At 36.2% G+C, this 21,393-nt stretch carries 19 protein-coding genes; 10 read left to right on the forward strand and 9 right to left on the reverse strand.

What is annotated here, in order from left to right:
• Window positions 1-87: 87 nt before the first annotated feature.
• Complete coding sequence (locus ACQKNZ_RS12490) at window positions 88-990, forward strand: LysR family transcriptional regulator (protein WP_151110094.1); 903 nt, start codon at window positions 88-90, stop codon at window positions 988-990.
• 95 nt (window positions 991-1,085) lie between these two features.
• The gene (gene lepB, locus ACQKNZ_RS12495) at window positions 1,086-1,643 is read left to right on the forward strand and encodes a signal peptidase I (RefSeq protein WP_427660167.1); all 558 of its coding nucleotides are present in this window, start codon (window positions 1,086-1,088) and stop codon (window positions 1,641-1,643) included.
• 184 nt (window positions 1,644-1,827) lie between these two features.
• Here the strand turns inward: lepB and ACQKNZ_RS12500 are convergent, their stop codons facing one another.
• The 5 genes from ACQKNZ_RS12500 to ACQKNZ_RS12520 form a co-directional block, all read right to left on the reverse strand.
• Complete coding sequence (locus tag ACQKNZ_RS12500; RefSeq protein WP_186318081.1) at window positions 1,828-2,376, reverse strand: NADPH-dependent FMN reductase; 549 nt, start codon at window positions 2,374-2,376, stop codon at window positions 1,828-1,830.
• Between the two features lie 377 nt (window positions 2,377-2,753).
• Window positions 2,754-4,130: a GntP family permease gene (locus ACQKNZ_RS12505; RefSeq protein ID WP_427659962.1), complete on the reverse strand. Its 1,377-nt coding sequence runs from the start codon at window positions 4,128-4,130 to the stop codon at window positions 2,754-2,756.
• Window positions 4,131-4,200: 70 nt separating this feature from the next.
• Window positions 4,201-5,211 carry a 4-hydroxythreonine-4-phosphate dehydrogenase PdxA gene (gene pdxA, locus ACQKNZ_RS12510; RefSeq protein ID WP_144536781.1) on the reverse strand — a complete coding sequence of 337 codons (1,011 nt, stop codon included), beginning with the start codon at window positions 5,209-5,211 and terminating at the stop codon, window positions 4,201-4,203.
• Window positions 5,208-6,515 (reverse strand): four-carbon acid sugar kinase family protein, encoded by a 1,308-nt coding sequence (locus tag ACQKNZ_RS12515; RefSeq protein ID WP_427659964.1) that lies wholly within the window; start codon window positions 6,513-6,515, stop codon window positions 5,208-5,210. The genes pdxA and ACQKNZ_RS12515 overlap by 4 nt, the downstream gene beginning before the upstream one ends.
• Entirely contained in the window at window positions 6,512-7,276 is a 765-nt protein-coding gene (locus ACQKNZ_RS12520; protein WP_144536786.1) for a DeoR/GlpR family DNA-binding transcription regulator, read from the reverse strand. The genes ACQKNZ_RS12515 and ACQKNZ_RS12520 overlap by 4 nt, the downstream gene beginning before the upstream one ends.
• Before the next feature lie 214 nt (window positions 7,277-7,490).
• Between ACQKNZ_RS12520 and ilvA the strand changes: the two genes are divergently transcribed.
• The 3 genes from ilvA to ytzI all read left to right on the forward strand — a co-directional run bounded on the left by ilvA (window position 7,491) and on the right by ytzI (window position 10,675).
• A complete protein-coding gene (gene ilvA, locus ACQKNZ_RS12525; RefSeq protein WP_340863064.1) occupies window positions 7,491-8,753 on the forward strand; it encodes a threonine ammonia-lyase IlvA in 1,263 nt (420 codons plus the stop codon).
• 165 nt (window positions 8,754-8,918) lie between these two features.
• Window positions 8,919-10,409 (forward strand): catalase, encoded by a 1,491-nt coding sequence (locus ACQKNZ_RS12530; protein ID WP_144536790.1) that lies wholly within the window; start codon window positions 8,919-8,921, stop codon window positions 10,407-10,409.
• A 113-nt stretch (window positions 10,410-10,522) separates the two neighbouring features.
• A complete protein-coding gene (gene ytzI / locus ACQKNZ_RS12535) occupies window positions 10,523-10,675 on the forward strand; it encodes a YtzI protein (RefSeq protein WP_144537223.1) in 153 nt (50 codons plus the stop codon).
• A gap of 28 nt (window positions 10,676-10,703) precedes the next feature.
• On the opposite strand, the gene rlmN is transcribed toward ytzI, so the two are convergent.
• On the reverse strand, window positions 10,704-11,774 hold the full coding sequence (gene rlmN, locus ACQKNZ_RS12540; RefSeq protein WP_144536791.1) for a 23S rRNA (adenine(2503)-C(2))-methyltransferase RlmN: 1,071 nt from the start codon (window positions 11,772-11,774) through the stop codon (window positions 10,704-10,706).
• A 447-nt stretch (window positions 11,775-12,221) separates the two neighbouring features.
• On the reverse strand, window positions 12,222-12,641 hold the full coding sequence (locus ACQKNZ_RS12545; RefSeq protein WP_427659968.1) for a hypothetical protein: 420 nt from the start codon (window positions 12,639-12,641) through the stop codon (window positions 12,222-12,224).
• 255 nt (window positions 12,642-12,896) lie between these two features.
• On the opposite strand from ACQKNZ_RS12545, the gene ACQKNZ_RS12550 reads away from it, so the two are divergent.
• Complete coding sequence (locus tag ACQKNZ_RS12550; RefSeq protein WP_144536795.1) at window positions 12,897-13,256, forward strand: hypothetical protein; 360 nt, start codon at window positions 12,897-12,899, stop codon at window positions 13,254-13,256.
• A 117-nt stretch (window positions 13,257-13,373) separates the two neighbouring features.
• Here the strand turns inward: ACQKNZ_RS12550 and ACQKNZ_RS12555 are convergent, their stop codons facing one another.
• Both ACQKNZ_RS12555 and ACQKNZ_RS12560 read right to left on the reverse strand, forming a co-directional pair.
• Window positions 13,374-14,189, reverse strand: a complete 816-nt coding sequence (locus ACQKNZ_RS12555) for a sulfurtransferase (RefSeq protein WP_427659970.1) — start codon at window positions 14,187-14,189, stop codon at window positions 13,374-13,376.
• Complete coding sequence (locus ACQKNZ_RS12560; protein ID WP_427659972.1) at window positions 14,186-17,797, reverse strand: dynamin family protein; 3,612 nt, start codon at window positions 17,795-17,797, stop codon at window positions 14,186-14,188. Before ACQKNZ_RS12560 ends, ACQKNZ_RS12555 begins: the two co-directional genes overlap by 4 nt.
• A 337-nt stretch (window positions 17,798-18,134) precedes the next feature.
• Here ACQKNZ_RS12560 and ACQKNZ_RS12565 point away from each other — a divergent pair, with 337 nt between their 5' ends.
• The 4 genes from ACQKNZ_RS12565 (at window position 18,135) to ACQKNZ_RS12580 (ending at window position 21,185) form a co-directional block, all read left to right on the forward strand.
• The gene (locus tag ACQKNZ_RS12565) at window positions 18,135-18,590 is read left to right on the forward strand and encodes a chemotaxis protein CheX (protein ID WP_144536801.1); all 456 of its coding nucleotides are present in this window, start codon (window positions 18,135-18,137) and stop codon (window positions 18,588-18,590) included.
• A gap of 306 nt (window positions 18,591-18,896) precedes the next feature.
• On the forward strand, window positions 18,897-19,019 hold the full coding sequence (locus tag ACQKNZ_RS12570) for a cytochrome c oxidase subunit 2A (RefSeq protein ID WP_144536803.1): 123 nt from the start codon (window positions 18,897-18,899) through the stop codon (window positions 19,017-19,019).
• A gap of 20 nt (window positions 19,020-19,039) precedes the next feature.
• Complete coding sequence (locus ACQKNZ_RS12575) at window positions 19,040-19,516, forward strand: cytochrome c oxidase subunit II (protein ID WP_144536805.1); 477 nt, start codon at window positions 19,040-19,042, stop codon at window positions 19,514-19,516.
• 1 nt (window position 19,517) lies between these two features.
• Complete coding sequence (locus ACQKNZ_RS12580; protein ID WP_151110110.1) at window positions 19,518-21,185, forward strand: b(o/a)3-type cytochrome-c oxidase subunit 1; 1,668 nt, start codon at window positions 19,518-19,520, stop codon at window positions 21,183-21,185.
• Window positions 21,186-21,393: the final 208 nt, after the last annotated feature.

The following is a 21,393-nucleotide window of genomic DNA, read 5'->3' on the forward strand; positions in this document are numbered from 1 at the left end:
AGGAACATTGTATGTTTTCAAAATAATATAAACAATATATAATTTGGATATAAACAATCTACATTTGAGATAGGTTAGGAGAAAACTATGGAAATAAGGCAATTAAGATACTTTAAAGAAGTAGCAGAACGAGAACATATTTCGGAAGCGGCGATACATTTACATGTTGCTCAGTCTGCGGTTAGCAGACAAATAGCTAATTTAGAGAATGAGTTGGGAGTAGAATTATTCGAGCGAATAGGTCGCAATGTTAAATTGACACCAATAGGGAAAATCTTTTTAGAGCATAGCCTTTCAGCTCTTCAGGCTATAGACTATGCAAAAAAACAAATTGACGAATATTTGGATCCGGAAAAAGGGACTATTAAAATCGGCTTCCCCACTAGTTTAGCCGGCCATTTATTACCGACCGTTATTTCTGCCTTTAAAAAAGAGCATCCGAATGTGGCTTTCCAATTAAGACAAGGATCTTATGATTATTTAATAGATGCAGTAAAAAATCGGGAAATTAATATAGCATTTTTAGGACCACTCCCTCCGAAAGATTATTCTATTAATACCACCATATTGTTTACGGAAAACTTTTCCGTGCTAGTTCCTGTAAATCACCCTTTAGCAAAGAAGGAGAAGGTTCCCTTGATTGATTTGCGAAATGAGGACTTTGTTTTATTCCCAAAGGGATTTGTATTACATAAGATTATAATAGACGCATGTAATTCACTTGGATTTACACCTAAAAGTTCCTCAGAGGGTGAGGACATGGATGCTATTAAGGGATTGGTTGCCGCTGGGATCGGTATAACACTTTTGCCTGATAGCACCTTTTATGACTCTATTCCTAGGTTTACGGTTAAGATTCCACTGTATTCTCCTCCTCTTCAAAGAACAGTTGGCATGATTAGCCCGGTCACGAGGGACTTATCCCCATCTGAGAAGGTATTTCATGATTTTACTGTGAAGTTTTTTAAATTGCTTAACCAATATCAATAATGTACTCAAACAGGATATTTTTTCTATAATTTATATTTTCATGTTAAAATAAAGCTAATAATAATGGAAGAATGTGAGGGAATAATTTGAAAAAGATGAATGGTAAAAGTGAGTTTTGGGAGTGGTTTAGAGCGATTGGAATTGCTGTTATATTTGCTTTTGGAATTCGATATTTTTTGTTTACACCTATCGAAGTAGAAGGTGCCTCTATGCTCCCCACTTTTGAAAGCGGGGACAAAGTCATGGTCAATAAAATAGGGCCGAAATTGAGTGACTACGAGCGATTTGATGTAATTGTTTTTAAAGTGGATGCGGAAACTAATTATATCAAGCGAGTTATAGGCATTCCTGGAGACCATATTACTTATAAAAACGATGAGCTTTTAATAAACGGGACTAAATTCGATGAACCATATTTAGATGAATTTAAAAAAGAGTTATTAGATAATGGCACGCTCACGGAGGACTTTACACTTGAAGAATATTTGGGGGAAGTAGTCGTTCCAGAGGGTTCCTTGTTCGTCCTAGGGGACAATAGGCGTTTCAGCAACGATAGCAGAAATCCTAGTGTCGGATTTGTACCTATTGATATCGTTTTAGGAAAGGTTAACATGACAATTTATCCTTTAGAGAATTTTAGCTATATTAAATAATAGATCTAGGGCTGAGTATACAAGATTTTTGCATTGCATGGCTTGCGAAATGAGAAAAACTAAGCTCCTATGCACCCTGACAAGCAATTGCGTGAAAAGCTAAATAAAAATTATAACAGAGATCAAAATATGCTTTATATATTAAAAGGGAGAAAATCATCAATGATTTTCTCCCTTTTTACTCTTACTTAACTTTATTATAAAATTCGATGAAATTATTTACTACTTTATCTAGAAAATCTATTGTTGCTTGATCAGTCACTTCATTTTGTTCATTCAATTTTGTATGAATTGCCCCTACATACACTTCGTTTCCTGGAAGTAGCTGTGGTTGGAGATTCGGATTAGATAGTATCTCACGAAGGTGCATTTGAGCTCGAACGCTTCCTAGCACACCCATTGAAGAGCCAATGATGAAAGTTGGTTTACCAACTAAATCATTTCCACTACGTGATAACCAATCTATTGCATTTTTTAAAGCACCAGGAATAGAGAAATTATATTCTGGTACAGCAAAAAGCACCGCATCCGCATTACGAACATTCTTTTTAAATTCAATCGCACCTTGCGGAGGATCATTCTCAATATCAGCATTAAACATTTCTACTTCATTGATAGAAACAAGCTCAATAACTAACTTATCCGCATAACGCTTCTTCATATACTCCACTAATTTACGATTGTAAGACTCTTTTCTGTTACTTCCAATAATAGCTGCTACCTTGATTGACATATCCATTCCTCCTAAAACTATTAAAAATCATGCAAAAATTTCAAACCCAAATCATTTTGTTAGTATATCACGCACCCACTAAAATATGCTGAAAATTTGCTCATAAAAATAGTGTTACAGGTGCCAGGCACCTGTAACACTATTGAAATAAAAGTTTCTATTTTTTTCTTCTCTATTTGCAACTAACTACCTCTATTAAAAAAAAACCTTTTTTAAGCGTATTTATTACGAGAATTGTAATTATATTATATTAGAATATTTGCATTTGTATATTAAAATAATTTGTGTATATTACAGGTGCCAGGCACCTGTAATATACCAGACACATGAAATATACGAAACACTAGAAATATAAGCAGCGATGTTCTAGTATTCTATTAGCCTACTATGGCATTGGCGATGATTAGCATGATTAAAGAGGTACCCCAAGCAATGGTTGTTGGTACGGACCAAACTAAAATTTGTTCTTTTAGTTTAGTGATTCCTAACATACGGTTAACAACCCAGAACAGTGAATCATTGAAGTAAGAAAATAACATTGCACCTAGTGCCGCCGCTTGAGCCGCTAAGGCTAGATTAACGTCAAGATTGGCTAAAATTGGAGCAGAGATTGAAGCTGCTGTAATCATAGCAACAGTCCCACTACCTTGTATTAATCGTACAATAGACGCTATAAAGAATGGCACTAATATAGCAGGCAGAGGTAACCCTGCAATTATTTCAGCTAAATAATCCCCTGTGCCACTGTCACGCAATACTGTTCCTAATGCACCACCAGCACCTGTAACTAAAAGGATGATACCCGCAGTAGTCATTCCTTCTTCCATTCTCTCTAAAGCTTCTTCTTTTTTCATTTGATTAGCTAAACCATAAATTGCGACAACTAATCCAAGTGCTAAAGCGATAATTGGTTGTCCTAAGAATAATACATATTCCCAGAACCCTCCTGTTATTTCTAAAGCTGTTAAAGTGGTATTTAAGAATATTAATATGATTGGCAATAATATCGGTAAAAAAGATATGAAAAAAGATGGTAGCTCTTTTTCTCTGTCAGCAGAAGCTGCTAAAAAATCATTGTATACCATTTCAGACGAATCTTTACGAATAAATCCTTCTCCATCTTCTTCTGGAACTTGGTATATTCGTTTTCCAATCCATTTTGCATAAAGAACACCTATTATAATTATCGGAATAGCAAATATTAATCCCCAGAAGATCATTTCACCTATATCTACTCCAAAAATACCCGCTACCCCTAAAGGACCTGGAGTTGGTGGAACCGCATGGTGAGTTGCTGCTAACCCTATCGCTAATGCAACCCCCAATGTAACTACAGATTTCCCTGTTTTACGTGATAATGACTTTACTAAAGGATTTAAAATGACGAAGGCCGAATCTACAAAAATAGGAATAGATACGAAATAACCAGCAATGGCCATTGCCCATTCTTCCTTCTTCTTTCCAACTACTCGAATTAACGTATAAGCTAGCTTTTCAGCTGCTCCCGTTACTTCTAAAATCCTCCCCATCATTACCCCTAGCCCTACAACGATCCCTATAGAAGCTAGCGTGTTACCGAAACCAGAAGTTATAGAGTTAACTACCTTTAAAGGCTCCATCCCTCCAATAAGCCCAGTTACAGAAGCTGCAATTAGCAACGCTAAAAAAGCATGAATTTTAGTTTTTAACACAAGCAAAATTAAAACCGTTACACCAATAACTAACCCCAACAACATTTGCATTTCTAAACCCATTCTTGAAACCCCTTTCAATTATGTATATTTAAATAGAAAAGGGGAATCCCCTTTTCTAGAATTACAAAACTTACAAAGACTCACGAGTAAATTTAGGCGCATACTCTGCAGCAAGCTTGATACACTCAAACATACTAACTTCTGATGCAATGTTTTTCCATGCAATATCAAACGCGGTCCCGTGGTCTACAGAAGTGCGCAAGAATGGTAGACCGTTCGTAATAGAAATAGTACGATGGAAATCGGTCATTTTCGCTGCAATATGGCCTTGATCGTGATATAAGGAAAGAACCGCATCATATTTTCCATTAAGTGCTTGGAAGAATACGGAGTCAGCAGGAACTGGTCCATATGCATCAATTCCATCTGCTTTAGCAAGCTCGACGCCTGGTTTAATCTCTTCTACTTCTTCCATCCCAAACAAACCACCCTCACCTGCGTGGGGATTTAACCCAGCAACAGCTAATTTACGAGTTTCCACACCTAAACGCTGTAAAGCTTGGTCACATCTGTTCAAATAATCGCGTACACGCTCTTTAGTCATTTGTTTAATAGCGTCAGCAACAGATAAGTGGCGAGTTAAGAAGAAAATACGCATACCATTTACTTGGAACATTGTTAATGGATCCGGAGAGCCACCAAGGTCTTCTAGCATTTCCGTATGGCCAATGTAAGGAACATTAGCTGCTTTTAAAGATTCTTTGTTGATAGGAGTTGTTGCCAATGCTTTAACTTCCCCAGCCATAGCTAATTCCACTGATCGTTTGATAAATTCGAAAGCCGCTTGTCCATTTTGAGCAGAAACGCTCCCAGGTTCAAAAGATTCTAAATCAATATTATTCAAATCAATAATATCAATTGTTCCAAATTTATAAGAACCATCTATTGGAGAGGCAACCACGTTTACATTTAAGTCCACCCCAGTAACTTCAATTGCTTTACGAATAATTTTAGCGTCACCTACAACTAGTGGTTTACACATAGAATAAATCTCTTCTTTAGCTAAAGATTTCACTGTAATTTCTGGTCCTATCCCTGCTGCATCTCCCATAGGTATTGCAATAATTTCTCGTGTTGTCATATTAGAACACTTCCTTCTTCTTTTTTGTTTGTTAAAAATCTTACGCATTTGTAGATAGAATATTTATCTCCTACCATCCCGCCCTTAGTAATCACGGGAATACCATCAAATATACCACCTATAAAATGGCCATAAGCAGCTAAGGGAATGACTTCATCCTGCAAGCCTATCGCTGCAGCATCACTCACAGCACAAATAGCTGCCGTTACATCTCCTCCACTTGAGAAAGTACCATCTATTTGATGTTTTGTTTGCTGAACCACATTGTTTGTTACTCTAGCAAGCCCCTCTGTTAAACGCTTTGCCAGTTTTTCTTCCGTTACGCCCTCTTTCAATGCTATATCAGCTAGGTTCAGCTTTTCTGTTCCAGGCGCATAGGTAGTAATGATTAATACTTCTTGCACCTCTAGTTTATTCAATGCTTCTTCCGTTGCACGATCAATTTCTTTCTCCCAGGAACTACTTACCGATGCTAAAGCGCTAGCACGCACATATACTGGATCTGCATTTTTCTTATCAATTAAATAATTCAGCTGTCTACCAGTTAATGGAGTAATACTACCAACAGTCACGATGAATTTATTTGTTTGAACATGTTGATGGGCTTTCATTCTTCCAAAAGAGGCAGAGAGTGGACCTGGGTCTACGGGGATAAAATGAATTCCATCTATGGAAGCCATCGCCTCGGCAATATTGTCAATTTCTTCATTTGTCACTGCATCTACTACTATAATTCGATTCATCGCTTCAATTTGCTTCATTAACTGTAATTGTATTGCCTCTTTACCCTTTAAAACTGTGCCAAGCCCCACATGACAAACAGGAAGTTGGCTTTGGTTTTCCATAATAGTAGGGACATGAGAGATACTTATTGGATTCATAGGATCTTTAGCGACATCAGTTGCTTCCACAGGTACCCCATCCACTAAAAGATAGCCACCTGAAACTACTCGACCTGAATCTGGGTAAGAAGCAACAACAACCGCTACGGAGTTTCCACCGATGGCATTCAGTAAAACATCGGTCTCTACTCCGAGATTACCTCTCACAGTACTATCAATTCGTTTACCAATAACACTTGCTCCCCAAATTGTTAGTTGCTCATATGCCTTCAAAACACGTTCTTCTGCATTAGAAGGAGAACAATATCTACTATCTGTATCTATGCTAATAGAGGTAAAATCACTATTTAATGGCACCTCTCCACCAAAAACAACTGTAGCACTCGTGAAACCATTTTTCGCCAGGAGGACTCCAGTAGCATTTGCTCCTGTTAAATCATCTGCAATAATGCCTATCTTCACTTTGTCACTCCCTTTATAAAAGTAGATTTCTCCTTATAAATCTCTTCTACTTCCTTAGAAATAGTGCTATCCGTTATAATTCCTGTTACCGAATCCACACCAGCTATTTTAGCAAATGCTTTTTTCCCAAATTTATGTGCATCTACAGTTAGGTAAACCGCCTCGCTTACGTTTATCATCTCTTTTTTGATAGATGCTTTCTCGAAAGTTGCAGAAGATATACCGAGAGAAGCATGCACAGCATGTGCTCCAAGGAACAGAATATCTACATGTATGTTTTTTAGCATTTGCTCAGCGTAGGATCCAAGTATTGCACCGACACCATTCTGGATCTTTCCACCAAGTAAAATAACTTCTAAATTAGAATCTGTTAATTCAGCAGCAATCTTAATATCATTTGTAACTACTGTGATATTCGTCCGTGATTTCAATAGCCTTGCAATTTCTAATGTAGTTGTTCCTGAATCCAACAAAATCCTCATACCGTCTTTTACTAAGCCAACGGCAATTTGTGCAATCTCTTTCTTTTGTATATGAGCTTCTGAAAGCTTTTGTTCATATGATTGTTCCCCTATTATCGCTTGAGGTAGCGCAGCACCACCATGTGTTCTTATCAATTTTTTCTGCTTTTCTAATTCGTCTAAATCTCTTCGTATAGTCATTGCAGAAACTCCTAAAAGGTCTACAAGCTCTAAGATTTCAACCTTCCCCTTAATAGAAAGCTCATCGATAATTTTCTTTTTTCTGTTAATTGGAAGCATGAATTCATCCCCTAAATACAAATAAAATGTTAACTATGAACATATTATGTTCTAATCGAACATTTTTGTCAATAAAATATGTTTGAAATTATCAAAAATAGGTAATGTCAAAAACCCTTAGTGTTTTATTATTTAGAATTATCAAAAATAAATCGTGGGTTTATTACTGTAGTGTGTTAAAATATACTGATAATTAGATTTAGGAGGTCATATCATGCAAATGGCAGATATCAAAACACTTCAAATTGAAGATGTGCTAAAAGCGCACCAATTTCTTAAAGAGGTAGTTATACATACACCTCTTCAAAAAAACGACTATCTATCTGAAAAATATGAAGCGAATATTTATTTTAAACGCGAAGATTTACAACATGTTCGTTCGTTTAAACTCCGCGGTGCTTATTATAAAATTAAAACCATTGAAGAGATCGCTCGAAAGCAAGGAATAGTCTGTGCTAGTGCAGGTAATCACGCCCAAGGAGTCGCTTATGCCTGTGCTCACTTAGGTATTTCCGCTAAAATATTTATGCCTCTAACCACTCCTAGTCAAAAAATTGAGCAGGTAAAAATGTTTGGCCGGCAATACGCAGAAATTATCCTAGCTGGGGATACATTTGATGACTCCGCTAGTACTGCAACTACTTATGCAGAACAAGAAGGCCGTTTGTTTATTCATCCATTTGATGATCTAGATATCATTGCTGGTCAAGGTACAGTGGCTGTGGAGATTATGAATGATATTGAAGAGGAGCTTGATTATGTTTTTTCTAGTATTGGTGGTGGTGGTCTCATCTCTGGAGTTTCTTCTTATATAAAAAACCTATCCCCCAACACTAAAATTATCGGTGTCGAGCCTTCAGGAGCTGCAAGTATGAAAGCTGCCATAGCTAACAAAGGCCCAATTGTTCTTGATGCAATTGATAAATTCGTTGACGGGGCAGCTGTTAAGTGTGTAGGAAAGCTAAACTACGAGATTGTTTCTAAATATGTGGATGACATCACCCTTGTCCCAGAAGGGAAGGTATGCACAACTATTTTGAGCTTATACAATAAACACGCTATTATCGCAGAGCCTGCAGGGGCATTATCAATTGCAGCACTTGATTCTCATAAGGAACAAATAAAAGGTAAGTCCGTCGTATGTATTATTAGTGGAGGAAATAATGACATAGGTAGGATGCAAGAGATTAAGGAAAAATCGTTAATACATGAAGGGCTCTTATATTACTTTATCGTCAGCTTTCCACAAAGAGCTGGTGCATTAAGACAATTTCTTGATAAAGTACTGGGTCCAGACGATGATATCACCACCTTTGAATATACCAAAAAGAACAACAAAGAAAGTGGACCGGCGTTAGTCGGCATTGAATTAAAAAGAAGTGAGGATTATTTAGAGCTTCTCTCACGTATGAATGAGAATGGCTTTTTCTTTAAGGAAGTTAATAAAGATAGCACACTTTTTGACCTATTAATTTAAGTGAGAATCCAACTATATCAACGGTTTAGAAAGTTTTCTATTGCCTAATAATGCTCACATTCCTATAAGAATAATAAAAAGTTACATTCAAATTCTAGCATTCTCCCCCACCCTTTGATATAATAATTCTTGTATTATAAAGATTCTAATCTAGGGGGAAAAAGAATGACTGAAAAACAAAACAATAAGCTGACAACTGCAGCTGGCGCACCAGTAGTAGATAACCAAAACTCACAATCTGCTGGTAGAAGAGGTCCTCTTTTACTACAAGACGTATGGTTATTAGAAAAACTAGCACACTTTGATAGAGAAGTAATTCCAGAGCGTCGTATGCACGCAAAAGGTTCAGGTGCTTACGGTAAATTTACTGTGACTAATGATATTACTCAATATACTAGCGCTAGTATATTCTCCGAAATTGGTAAAGAAACAGATATGTTCGTACGTTTCTCAACTGTAGCTGGTGAACGCGGAGCTGCAGATGCGGAACGAGATATCCGTGGATTCTCTATGCGTTTCTATACAGAGCAAGGTAACTGGGATTTAGTTGGTAACAACACTCCAGTATTCTTCTTCCGTGATCCACTTAATTTCCCAGATTTAAATCATGCTATTAAACGTGATCCACGTACTGGTATGCGTAGTGCTAATAGTAACTGGGATTTCTGGACATCATTACCGGAAGCACTTCACCAAGTTACAATCGTAATGAGTGACAGAGGACTTCCAAAATCTTACCGTACAATGCACGGATTTGGTAGCCATACATTCAGTATGATTAATGCTAACAATGAACGTGTCTGGGTTAAATTCCATATGCGTTCTCAACAAGGTATTGAAAACTTAACTGATCAAGAAGCAGTTGAAGTGGTTGGTGTTGACCGTGAAAGTCATCAGCGTGACCTATACGACAATATCGAAGCTGGTAATTTCCCTAAATGGAAAATGTATATTCAGGTAATGACGGAAGAACAAGCTAATAATATGCCTTATAATCCTTTTGATCTAACAAAAGTTTGGTATAAAAAAGACTTCCCACTTATCGAAGTTGGTGAATGGGAACTAAACCGTAACCCTGAAAATTATTTTGCAGAAGTAGAGCAAGCTGCTTTTACACCAGCTAACGTAGTACCTGGTATTAGCTTCTCCCCTGATAGAATGTTACAAGGTCGTTTATTCTCTTATGGCGATGCTCAACGTTACCGCCTAGGTGTTAACCATCACCAAATTCCTGTTAACAAACCTAAATGTCCTGTACACTCTTTCCATAGAGATGGTGCTATGCGTGTAGATGGTAACTTAGGTAGTACATTACCTTATGAGCCTAACAGCTATGGTCAATGGAAGGAACAACCTCAATTCAAAGAGCCTAGTCTAGCACTTCAAGGAGATGCTGGTATTTGGGAATTCCGTGAAGATGATGACAATTATTTCGAACAACCAGGTAAATTGTTCAATCTAATGACCCCAGAAAAACAACAAGTATTATTTGAAAACACTGCACGTAATATGAATGGTGTAGAAGATTTCATTAAAATCCGCCACATCATCCATTGCTATAAAGCAGACCCAGCTTATGGTAAAGGCGTTGCTGCGGCAATGGAACTTCCATGGGAAAAAATTGAAGAAGTTATGAATGTAACTGCTACAGTATAAAGAAAAAAGCTATTCCTCGGGATAGCTTTTTTCTTGTAATTGCCCCCTCTCCCTCCATCATCTTTATTGTGCTATGATATGGGTGTATACTTTATTTTTTGGAGGTTATTCCCATAGTTACAGTTATTGTTATTGGAATCATCATCTTTATCATTGTCCTTGCCTTAACTATTTTCACTATCAACAAGGGCTATGCCTATAAACATACAATAGACGAGCGTCCAACAGAATTAGAGAAAAAGAAAAAAACGCATCCTCCTGAATAAGGAAGATGCGTTTTTTATTGGAAGTGTATTATTTTGCTCCAGCTTTTTCTTTTTTAATTTGTTTACTACGTAATTGGCCACAAGCAGCATCAATATCAGTTCCCTGTTCCATTCTCACTCCACAGTTAATACCGCTATTTTTTAAAGTTTGGAAGAATGAACTAATAGACTTTTCTGTGCTACGTTGGTATTGGCCATGCTCGTCAACTGGATTGTATGGAATCAAGTTAACATAAGAAAGATGGCGTTTATTTTCCAGTAGCTTCGCCAATTGCTGTGCTTCTTCAACATGATCGTTTACATCTTTAAGAAGAATATATTCAAATGTAATACGACGGTTTGTTTTTTCTAAATAATAGTCAACAGCAGCCATAACTTTCTCAATTGGAAACGCCTTATTGATAACCATAATTTTAGAACGAAGCTCGTCATTTGGAGCGTGTAAGGAAACTGCAAGGTTAACTTGAATATTTTCGTTTGCAAAGTCCATAATCTTCTTAGCTAACCCACTTGTAGAAACTGTTATATGGCGCGCACCGATAGCAAGACCTTTTTGATCATTCACTGTTCTTAAGAAATTCATAAGGTTTTTATAATTATCAAATGGTTCACCAATACCCATTACTACGATGTGACTAACGCGCTCATCCTTCTGTAATTCGTCTAAATGCTCCTGTACCTTCATAATTTGCCCAACAATCTCTCCAGCATCTAGATCGCGGCTTTTCTTTAACAGACCACTTGCACAGAAACTACAGCCAATATTACAGCCTACTTGTGTTGTTACACATACAGACAAGCCATATTTAAATCGCATTAAAACTGTTTCGATTAAATTTCCATCCTGCATTTCAAAAAGGAATTTAATCGTTCCATCAGCAGACTCTTGTTTTACATTTTCCTTCAAGGTTTGGATTACAAAGTTATCTTCTAGTAGCTTAAGACAATCTTTATTAACATTCGTCATTTCCTCAAAGGTCTGTACTCGTTTAATATATAACCAATCCCATACCTGTTCAGCACGGAATTTCTTTTGTCCATGTTCCATTAACCACTCTATTAATTGGTCTCTTGTTAGACCATAAATTGATTTTTTCATTATTTAGCCCCTCTTTTCTTACACATACAATTCGCCTATTATACACCAAATTCTTTTATACGACAATTTATTATATATGAAATACCCTTAAAAAGATATTATTTAGTTTCTCCAAAAACAAGCGAACTACTCTGTTAACTTAAATAATATTAGACGAACCTAAGCAAAAATATTCTTAACAATGAGTATAGTTTACTTGATTTCCACTTTAGGCGGACGCGTTCCACGAGATGAGTGATAAGCCATAACCGTGGCATTCGCCCCGTTTGTGCTGTCTTATCTGTTTCACTCATCCCGCTGGAGTCGCCGCCTGTCGTTCCAATCCACGGAGTGACAAATGTTCGTGTTTAATTGGTAAAAAGCTAATTGTCCCCTTAACTAAAATATATTTTAGTTAAGGGGATAATAGTAAAGAGATAAAGCTTATTGCCGCTAAAAGAGTATCTTTTAGACCTGTTCTATTAAATCCAATATCTTATTGGTAGATTCACCAGGAAGAATATAAATGGTGTGAGTATCATTTGTATTCATAAAGGTACTTTCTTCAAATGCTCCACCTAACCAAAGATGTAAAACCTGTTTGTCTTTATTTTCATTAATTATATCTACAGAATAATCTGGATTGGCTATATTTACGATTCCATTTTCTTTTACCGCGCTTGAGATTATGCTTTTAAATTGCTCAAGTGCATTGTAATCATCAAAAACAATTGATTTACCCTCTTTTATTATTGTAAGGGTAACCACAGAAAATTCTACATCTATTTCCAATTTTTCATTTTCTTCTAAATACTGCTGACTGCTAGTTTTTTTAACAGTGCTTTCTTCGAATTGACAGCCAAAAAGAACGACTGAAGTAAAAACCATTGATAAATAAAGGGCCATTTTCTTCCTCAAAGATCAACCATTCCCTTCCAATTTTCTTTATTAGTCAAGTTAGACGTAGCTAATCCCTTATTGTTTCATTTTCTTACGATTTTGAATGAATTTACCTAAACTCCTCCTTATTTTATATCGTTTATAATTTAACCAATGGGTCTCTGAACTAAATTTATTCATGTTTACAGGACAATTCGAATAAGTTGCTATAGCGTTTAAAAACAAGTATTGGAGTTGTTTAATATGAGGTACCGTAAACGAAGAAGGATAAATTATAGTTCAGGTAAAGCATTTTTAAAGTTAATATCTTTTATTTTTTGTCTCATTGCTTTTTTACCAACCAGTTTTCTTTATACAAACGTACATAATGATTCTGAGTGGAATGATTTTAACTTAGGTACATTTAATAATATTTTTCAAAATTCATTTGATCAGCTATTAGTAGTTTCATATGAGATTGATAGTAATAAGATCGATGAAGAGGAACAACTACCGTATATTATTCTAAACACTTATACTGTATTTGGAATACCATATGCAGAGGTAATCGTTACCAGTGAAGGAGCATATATAAACAAAAAATACCTGTTTAAAAAAGAGTGATCTCAAGAGAAGTCGTAAATAGCTATAAAATTATCTAAATACAAATCCTAAGCTTTTCAAAAAATTAAACCTAATAATAAAGAGACCAATCCCCTAGAAGATATGGTCTCTTTATTATTAGTTAGATTTCTCTACATCATTTTCTCGGATCCAGTCACTGTAACTACCTACATACAATTTTACATCCTTATAACCAGCTTCTTTTAAGCTTGCGTATAATGGAGCTGCCGTTACTCCGCTCCCACAGTATGCAATGACAGGCTTATCCTTATTAGAAAGGTTGCTTAGCTGAGATTCCATTAGTTCTTGCTCCAAAAATGCACCATCTCGCTTTAGTTGCTCCCAGTCGTAATTTATTGCTGTTGGAATATGACCTGCTATATGATCAATAGGCTCTATTTCTCCCCGATACCTAGCCGATGAACGAGCATCAATTAACTGTCCGTCCCTTTTTCCATTGGCAATATCTCGCACTTCATCCATAGTTAAATAAATTTCGTCATTCCAAAGTGGAGTCATATTCGACTTGGTATATTGAGTCACTTCATCAGTTATTGGAAGTTGCTGTTTTATCATTTCGAAGCTTTGGCGTATAACTCTTACATTTTTAAATCCTGCCCATTCCAGCAAGAAATAAGCTCTTAATGCAAAAGGAGCTTCCCCTTGATCATAAATAATAATTGTATCATCTAAATTTAAACCTGAGTTTTGTACAAGCTCAATCATTTTTTCCTTTGAAATCATCGGATGTCTACCTTTAAAATCGTCCATATCAGAGAGATCTTTTTCAAGATCCCAATAAACTGCTCCACTCACATGGCTTTCTTTAAATGCTTCATAGCCTGCGGAAGGTTCCCCCAAGATAAAGCGCGTATCAATAAATCTTGAAGACGTTATATCTATTTCTGAAAGCTCTATAAATACCTTTGTCATTTTTCGTTACCTCCAGTATCTAATTTCTTATAGATATCCTTCCACTTAGCTAGTGTTTCTTCCTGCTCCAGTAATCTTCTTTCTGCCTCCAACTGAGTTAAGGATTCATTTAACCATTTTAAGCGAGCATTTTCTACTTCCTTCTCTGCATAGATAGTTAGCCATTTTACTAAACGTTTTTTTTCCTCATCTAAATAAGCAGCTGCCTCAACTTTTGTTTGCTCGGATAGAGCATCTCTTAGTTTTTCTTTTTCATTTTTTTCAAAAAATGACTTAGCACTTTTAAAATATGATTTTACATGAGTATATTTGTCTTTGTCTTTAAAGGGGCCAACAAACTCTAGTAATTCGTAGTCTTCACTTTCATGAGGGCTATAAGTTAAGCTCCCATTCCATTCCTTTAATACTCGCATTTCTTCTTTATCTATTTGAGTCATTTGTTTTTGAATATATTGTAGCAGTCGGAAATTCGTAACACGGACTTCCTGCTCCAGATCAAAACGAATCATTTGAAGTATATCCCTCAATGCTAAGTCCAAAGCCGTAGATGCATTATAATTAGAGAAAATTGAAGGATTATACGCTTCCTTAAAAAATTCGTTGAATCGATAATACACACGTTGTAATACGTAAAAAAGAAGGGATTCCAATTCCTGAACCGCATCTTTAGTTAAAGATACAGACTTGTATTCAGTATAACGATTCCTTATTTTTAGTTCCTGATCGCTAAGCTCAGTAAGTCGTTCTTCTTTTCTTGCTAAGTTAGCCTCCGTTTGTTCTATTAAAGAAAGCAATTTATTTTTTTGTCGATTAGATTCCTCTTCTAATGAAGTTATAGCAATTTGTTTAAGATCTTTTTCCAAAAAATGATGGAATGCTTCTTCAAAATGTTCCATGCCTTGATGAAGTCTTTCTTTGTTTTGCTTTTCTTTTAAAGCTTGAAGACTAGAGACTCCATACACCCTAGGAAATCGAATTCCAAATCGCTGCAGTTCGTCTTTTACGTACTGTTTAACTAAGTTAGCCTCTTCCTCGTTGCTTGCAAGATCAATGGCGTTTACAACGAAAAACATTTTATCTAGTTCAAAGGAATCTTTAACACGACCAAGCTGAATAAGAAATTCTCTATCAGCCTTTGCAAAAGCATGATTAAAGTATGTGACAAAAAGAACGGCATCTGCATTTCGTATATAATCGAACGCAACACCAGTATGTCTAGCATTGATGGAATCTGCACCTGGTGTATCTACTAAAGTGACGCCTAATCTAGTTAACTCACAATCATAATAAAAGTCAATGTAATCAACAAAACAGCTTTTCGATTCCTCAGCCACATAAAGAGAAAATTCTTGATTATCCACATTTAGTATCTCACCTAGATGATTCCGTACATCAGGATATCCTTTGTAGAAAGCATTCACAAATGACTTATGCACTTCTTCTGCAGCTGATTCACTTAAGGCAGAAGGAGCCTTTTCGTATGCATCCTCTAATGAAATAACATTTTTACCCAATTGTAAAAAGGCAAACTTTACATCATCGAGTAACTGTTCTTTAGATTTTAAAGTAACATCAGCGGTATTGTGCAGATGTTCTTTAGAAACTGGATGTATTTTATTGATGGCAGCGGTTGTAGGGTTTGGAGAAACCGGCAGAACATCCGCTCCCATTAAGGCATTAGAAAAGCTTGATTTTCCTGCACTAAAAGCACCAAATAGAGCAATTGTAAATTGTTGGTTTTGAACACGCATTGCCTTTTTCTTAATAACAGACGCGGCGTCCTTAAAATCAGGAAGCTCCGATAAAATCTCTCCAATTTTGTTTGCCCTTTGCACTACTTCATCTAAAGGTAATGTAGCACTTTCCTCTAATATCTCTTCCTCTATTAATACAGGGGAAATTTTTTCTGTTTCTTCTCTAGTTTTATCAACGTACTCTACTATAGAGCGCTCGAAGGACAAGCGTTCTTTCTCCCATTCATCAAGAAGATAATCTCTATCTTTCCTATACTGGATCGAAGGTGTCGATAATTGCTTATCCAGATTTTCTATTTTTTCTTCTATATCAGACACTTTTAATATAGCTTCTTGCTTTTCCTTTAAAACATTCGTTTTATCCTCTAACCGCACATCTAGATTGGATGAATTTAGTTCGATATAATTTGAATTTTCGTCCTTCCATCGGTCAGTTTCCTTCACATAATATCTAATAACTGCATCATTTACTCTATTAGCATAGTTCAGTATTGCATCACCCGTAACACTTGCCCCACTATGCATAGTGTCTGCGATGATTTCCTCAGGTAAAGAAAAGGACATATTATTTATTTCGTTTGCCTTTTCTTCATTTAACAAGCTAACATCCTTTAAAAGACCCTTCATTAAATCTTTTATATGTGTAGTAATATTAGTAGCTACAATTTTATCCAGCATCTGAATTGCTTCAGCTAACCTTCTTTTTCTTTCTTCTTCTGTTTTTTTCTTGCTTCCGATGAAACCAACCTTAAATGACTCCTGCCTACTTTCTGCATATTGTTTTAAAAGGTCACGCATTTCATAAGTCATAATTGAGGCGTTTTCCAATATAGCCTTCCTGCTCGTTTCAAATGTCTTTTTCCACGCACCGCTCTCTTGGAGCTGTATTTGCTTCTCTGAAGTTTCCAGCTGATCTAATATTTCTTCAACATTGCTCCAATCTTCTTCTGTGAGTAAATAACTTAGTTCCTGCTGTAAGTCTTTTTTTTCCTCTTCTAAAAATTTTATATGTTCATCCTTTAGCTTTTTTAGAGTAGCTGATGCTGACCGTAGGAAAAGTTCTTCTTTATGTAGTATAGATTCTTTTACGATCTGCCTAACTTGTTGAAAATCATTATGTACTATTTCTTTGTTTTTTAATGAAGTATAAAAGATATCCTTTGGCTCGACATTCCAAGCATTGAAAGCTGTAGAAACAGATTGTTTATACTCAGTGAAAGATAATTCCTCTTCTCTGTGTTTATCAATCTGATTTACGATTAAATAAATATTTTCATTGTAGTGAAGCAACTGTTTAGTAAATTGAAAATTCAGCTCGGATTGCACATGATTATAATCCATTACATAAAACACGATATCTGCTAGATGTAATGCAGACTCTGTTGATACACGATGTGCATCATCCGTTGAATCCACTCCCGGTGTGTCCATAACTATAATCCCTTTAGGAAGCTCCGAGGTTTGATGTCCAATTTCTATTTGAGAAACTTTACTCCCGTCCTTGGAATATTTTTTTACTTGTCCAATATCATATTCCCCAGAGAATTTGACCGGAGCATCATTTACAAAGTGGACAATAGCAAAATTCTTGTCCGCTTTGCTCACCGTAACTATATTCGCAGAGGTTGGTATAGGACTTGTTGGTAATAGCTGTTCATCTACAAGGGCATTAATCATACTTGATTTACCTGCTGAAAAATGACCTGCAAAAGCAATTGTAAATGTTCCCTTTTCTATTTTTTCTGCAAAAAGTTTTGATTTTGCATATCTCTCTTCATCATTGTTTTGTTTAAAAATTGTCGCGAGTAAAGCATTCGATTCTTTGATTTTCTGTAATTCCTCTAATTGATTCATGTGAAATTTATTTCCCCTTTTTATTCTTTAAACAATATGTATATCATATCAGAAAATATAAAAAAAGATGACTTTATTGTTCACAAAGTCATCACTGTACTACTATTATTTTGTTTGCGGTGTAATAGAATTTAAAATGTGTTTTGTTATTACGCTGTATATAACTACAGTCGATCCAATTAATATAAATACCATGACAATCTCCCTCTCAACTGAACTTGATATTCATTCTCATTTAGATGTTATCACATTTTTCAACAATTGACTACAAAATATATTCTTTTTAACTAGACAATATGATAAAATTGATTCATCTTTACTATTAGGAGGGGATAAAATGGGTAATTCCAAGCATATTAAAACACTTTTAAATGGTACCATTCAATCATTAAAGTCTGTTATTCCTCTTAACCTTAGTTTTAAGTCTCCCACACTAATGATTCAACCATTTGATCAGGAAGAGATGGGCGTTCTCATTGGAATTGTTGGAGACATTAAGGGAAGAATTATTGTTGATGCATCCTCCCAATTCTTCTCCTCCGTTGGCGCCTCTATGTTCGGCATGCCTCTCGAGGGCGAAATGCTCGAATCTTTTACTGGTGAACTCGGGAATATGATTGCAGGCAACTTGTGTACTACTGTTGCCCAAGAAGGTTTAGAGATTGATATTACACCGCCAACTGTCATTGTTGGCAAGAGTAAACTATTTGGTTTTCATCATGCCTTTCGCTTGCCTGTAGAAACCGAAGACATAGGCCTTATGACTATTATTCTTACAATAGATGAGGACTAACTATCAATAAGAATACATATAAAACTTAGAATCCTTTTAAATAAAGGATTCTTTTTTATTTGGCAATCCCTAAGGACCTTGAGCTAATTTAAAGGATAAGATCTTTAGCTAGCACTCTATTTCTCAAGAGTCTGAACTGCAACTATCTTCACTAATCTCCCTTCCACTTCTATGACTTTTAATTTATTTCACATTATCTTCACATAATACCTTTGTATGTGTGAGAAATATCACATCACACATAAATATTTAAATTTATGATGTAGCTATAGATAAAAAGAAGAATATTTTGGAGGTGTACGACTGATGTCCAAAAAACACAATAAAGAACCAGAACTTAAGGGCACGTTAATATCTGTTAGCGTAGTGGGGATCTTTATATTAGTAACTTGGTTTCTGGCATTCTATTTATTTATTGACAGATTTTAAATCATTGGAGGTTAAAGGTTATGCATATTCACAAGTATGAAAAATGGTGGATAACATTCGGGGTAGGGTCTTTGGTTTTATTCTTAATTATAGTTGGCTTTAGCGCATTTCATTACGGTTCTCATCCACCTAGTGCAAAAGTATATATTGATCCTGAGCGAGTAGATGAAATTGCTCCTTTTAATAATCCTGGAGTTCACAAGGTCGAAGGTAAGGAATGGGATTACGAAGTAGTAGTCGTTGCTTCTGCTTTCTTCTATAATCCACAGGAATTTGAAGTACCACTCGGATCAACTGTTAAATTTATCGCAACAACAAAAGACGTAATTCATGGCTTTCAAATAGTGGGTACGAATATTAATATGATGCTAGAACCTGGCTACGTTTCAGAATACGTAACAACAGTAGATAAAGCTGGAGAGTATTTAATATTATGTAACGAATATTGTGGCATAGGACACACTTCTATGACATCGAAGTTAAAGGTGGTTGAGTAACATGGCAACAATAACAGAGAAAGCACAAAGCTTTGTGAAGGTAGATCGTCGTGATGGCAAGCTCGCAATGGCTCACATCCATGTAGCATTCATTGCACTTTTAATCGGAGGACTTTGTGGACTATTACAAACACTAGTACGTTCTGGACAATTTACTCTTCCTTGGGGAATCGGATACTATCAATTATTAACGGTTCATGGGGTTTTATTAGCACTTATCTTAACAACTTATTTTATCTTTGGTTTCCAAATTGCTGCTGTAAGTCGCACTGCCGGCACATTGACAGATAAGCAAAGAATGCTTGGCTGGATTGGGTTCTGGACAATGACAATCGGAACAACTGCTGCTGCAGTAATGGTTTTATTAAATGAAGCATCTGTTCTGTACACTTTCTATGCACCCCTACAAGCACATTGGATCTTCTATGTGGGATTGGCACTGGTAGTCGTAGGCTCTTGGATTGGTGGAGCTGGTCTTATAATGAAATATAGAGAATGGCGCAAAGCTAATCCAGGAGAACCAAGCCCATTATTAACTTTTATGGTAATCGTAAACTTAACTATGTGGATCATTTGTTCACTTGGTGTTGCAGTTGAGGTAGTTTTCCAATTGATTCCTTGGTCATTAGGCTGGGTAGATAAGATTGATATTCTTCTTTCTCGTACACTTTTCTGGTATTTTGGTCACCCATTAGTATATTTCTGGCTATTACCTGCTTATATGGTTTGGTACGTAATCATTCCTAAAATTATTGGCGGGAAAATTTATTCGGATGCACTTGCAAGACTTTCCTTTATGCTTTTCTTGATTTTCTCTATTCCTGTTGGATTCCATCACCAATTGACAGAGCCTGGTATTGATTCTTTCTGGAAATACTTGCAAGTAATTTTGACAATGATGGTTGTTATACCTTCCCTTCTAACTGCTTTCTCCATGTTCGCTACATTTGAAATTCGCGGAAGACAGCTTGGAGGAAAAGGGTTATTTGGATGGTTTAAAAAGCTTCCATGGAAGGATGCTCGATTCGTTGTACCATTCATCGGTATGGCAGCCTTCATCCCTGCTGGAGCTGGAGGTATTATTAATGCATCTAACCAAATGAACCAAGTAGTACATAATACTATCTGGGTTACTGGTCACTTTCATCTCACTTTAGCAACAACAGTTGTTTTAACATTCTTTGGTGCCGCTTATTGGTTAATCCCTCATCTTACTGGTAGAGTGTTGACTAAACAAATGAATAAGCTAGCAATTATACAAGCTATTGTATGGGCAGTAGGTATGTCCATCATGTCTGGAGCTATGCATATAGCTGGTTTAATGGGTGCTCCTCGCCGTTCAGATTTCTCTACCTATGGTGATTCTGCACAAGCAACTGATTGGATTGGCTATCAGATAGCTCAGGCAGTTGGTGGTACGATTTTATTCATCGGTATCATCTTGGTATTGTATATCATCGTCCACCTAGTATGGTTTGCTCCTAAAGGAGAAACAGAATTCCCAATTGGCGAGGTTTCTGAAAATGCAGAAAAAACTCCAATGGTTTTGGAAAACTGGAAGATCTGGTTGACTATTTGTATCTTCTTAATCTTGTTTGCTTATACAGTTCCAGTGTTCGATATGCTTCAGAATGCTCCTCCAGGTTCAAAAGGGTATAAATTCTGGTAACTTCAAAATCTTAATATTACGAAGCTGGGATAAAACCCACCTTAAAAATTCAAGAGTCCGGGAAATTTACCGTTTAGTAAATTTCCGGGGCTTTTTCTACTTACAGTTGGTGTTCTCTGCTACAGCGGACGATTTCCTGGGGGCACTGCTCGAGCCTGTAGTCTCTACCACACGCTTGTCCCCTAGGAGTCGCCGTCTCCGATCCAAA

Source organism: Psychrobacillus sp. NPDC093200 (assembly GCF_050280345.1).
GTDB classification, from domain to species: Bacteria; Bacillota; Bacilli; order Bacillales_A; family Planococcaceae; genus Psychrobacillus; species Psychrobacillus faecigallinarum.

What these genes read in the sequence shown, in the direction of transcription:
- ACQKNZ_RS12490 (WP_151110094.1), top strand. Translation starts at nt 88, where the DNA reads ATGGAAATAAGGCAATTAAGATACTTTAAAGAAGTAGCAGAACGAGAA.
- lepB (WP_427660167.1), top strand. Translation starts at nt 1,086, where the DNA reads ATGAATGGTAAAAGTGAGTTTTGGGAGTGGTTTAGAGCGATTGGAATT.
- ACQKNZ_RS12500 (WP_186318081.1), bottom strand. Translation starts at nt 2,376, where the DNA reads ATGTCAATCAAGGTAGCAGCTATTATTGGAAGTAACAGAAAAGAGTCT.
- ACQKNZ_RS12505 (WP_427659962.1), bottom strand. Translation starts at nt 4,130, where the DNA reads ATGGGTTTAGAAATGCAAATGTTGTTGGGGTTAGTTATTGGTGTAACG.
- pdxA (WP_144536781.1), bottom strand. Translation starts at nt 5,211, where the DNA reads ATGACAACACGAGAAATTATTGCAATACCTATGGGAGATGCAGCAGGG.
- ACQKNZ_RS12520 (WP_144536786.1), bottom strand. Translation starts at nt 7,276, where the DNA reads ATGCTTCCAATTAACAGAAAAAAGAAAATTATCGATGAGCTTTCTATT.
- ilvA (WP_340863064.1), top strand. Translation starts at nt 7,491, where the DNA reads ATGCAAATGGCAGATATCAAAACACTTCAAATTGAAGATGTGCTAAAA.
- ACQKNZ_RS12530 (WP_144536790.1), top strand. Translation starts at nt 8,919, where the DNA reads ATGACTGAAAAACAAAACAATAAGCTGACAACTGCAGCTGGCGCACCA.
- rlmN (WP_144536791.1), bottom strand. Translation starts at nt 11,774, where the DNA reads ATGAAAAAATCAATTTATGGTCTAACAAGAGACCAATTAATAGAGTGG.
- ACQKNZ_RS12545 (WP_427659968.1), bottom strand. Translation starts at nt 12,641, where the DNA reads ATGGTTTTTACTTCAGTCGTTCTTTTTGGCTGTCAATTCGAAGAAAGC.
- ACQKNZ_RS12550 (WP_144536795.1), top strand. Translation starts at nt 12,897, where the DNA reads ATGAGGTACCGTAAACGAAGAAGGATAAATTATAGTTCAGGTAAAGCA.
- ACQKNZ_RS12555 (WP_427659970.1), bottom strand. Translation starts at nt 14,189, where the DNA reads ATGACAAAGGTATTTATAGAGCTTTCAGAAATAGATATAACGTCTTCA.
- ACQKNZ_RS12560 (WP_427659972.1), bottom strand. Translation starts at nt 17,797, where the DNA reads ATGAATCAATTAGAGGAATTACAGAAAATCAAAGAATCGAATGCTTTA.
- ACQKNZ_RS12565 (WP_144536801.1), top strand. Translation starts at nt 18,135, where the DNA reads ATGGGTAATTCCAAGCATATTAAAACACTTTTAAATGGTACCATTCAA.
- ACQKNZ_RS12570 (WP_144536803.1), top strand. Translation starts at nt 18,897, where the DNA reads ATGTCCAAAAAACACAATAAAGAACCAGAACTTAAGGGCACGTTAATA.
- ACQKNZ_RS12575 (WP_144536805.1), top strand. Translation starts at nt 19,040, where the DNA reads ATGCATATTCACAAGTATGAAAAATGGTGGATAACATTCGGGGTAGGG.
- ACQKNZ_RS12580 (WP_151110110.1), top strand. Translation starts at nt 19,518, where the DNA reads ATGGCAACAATAACAGAGAAAGCACAAAGCTTTGTGAAGGTAGATCGT.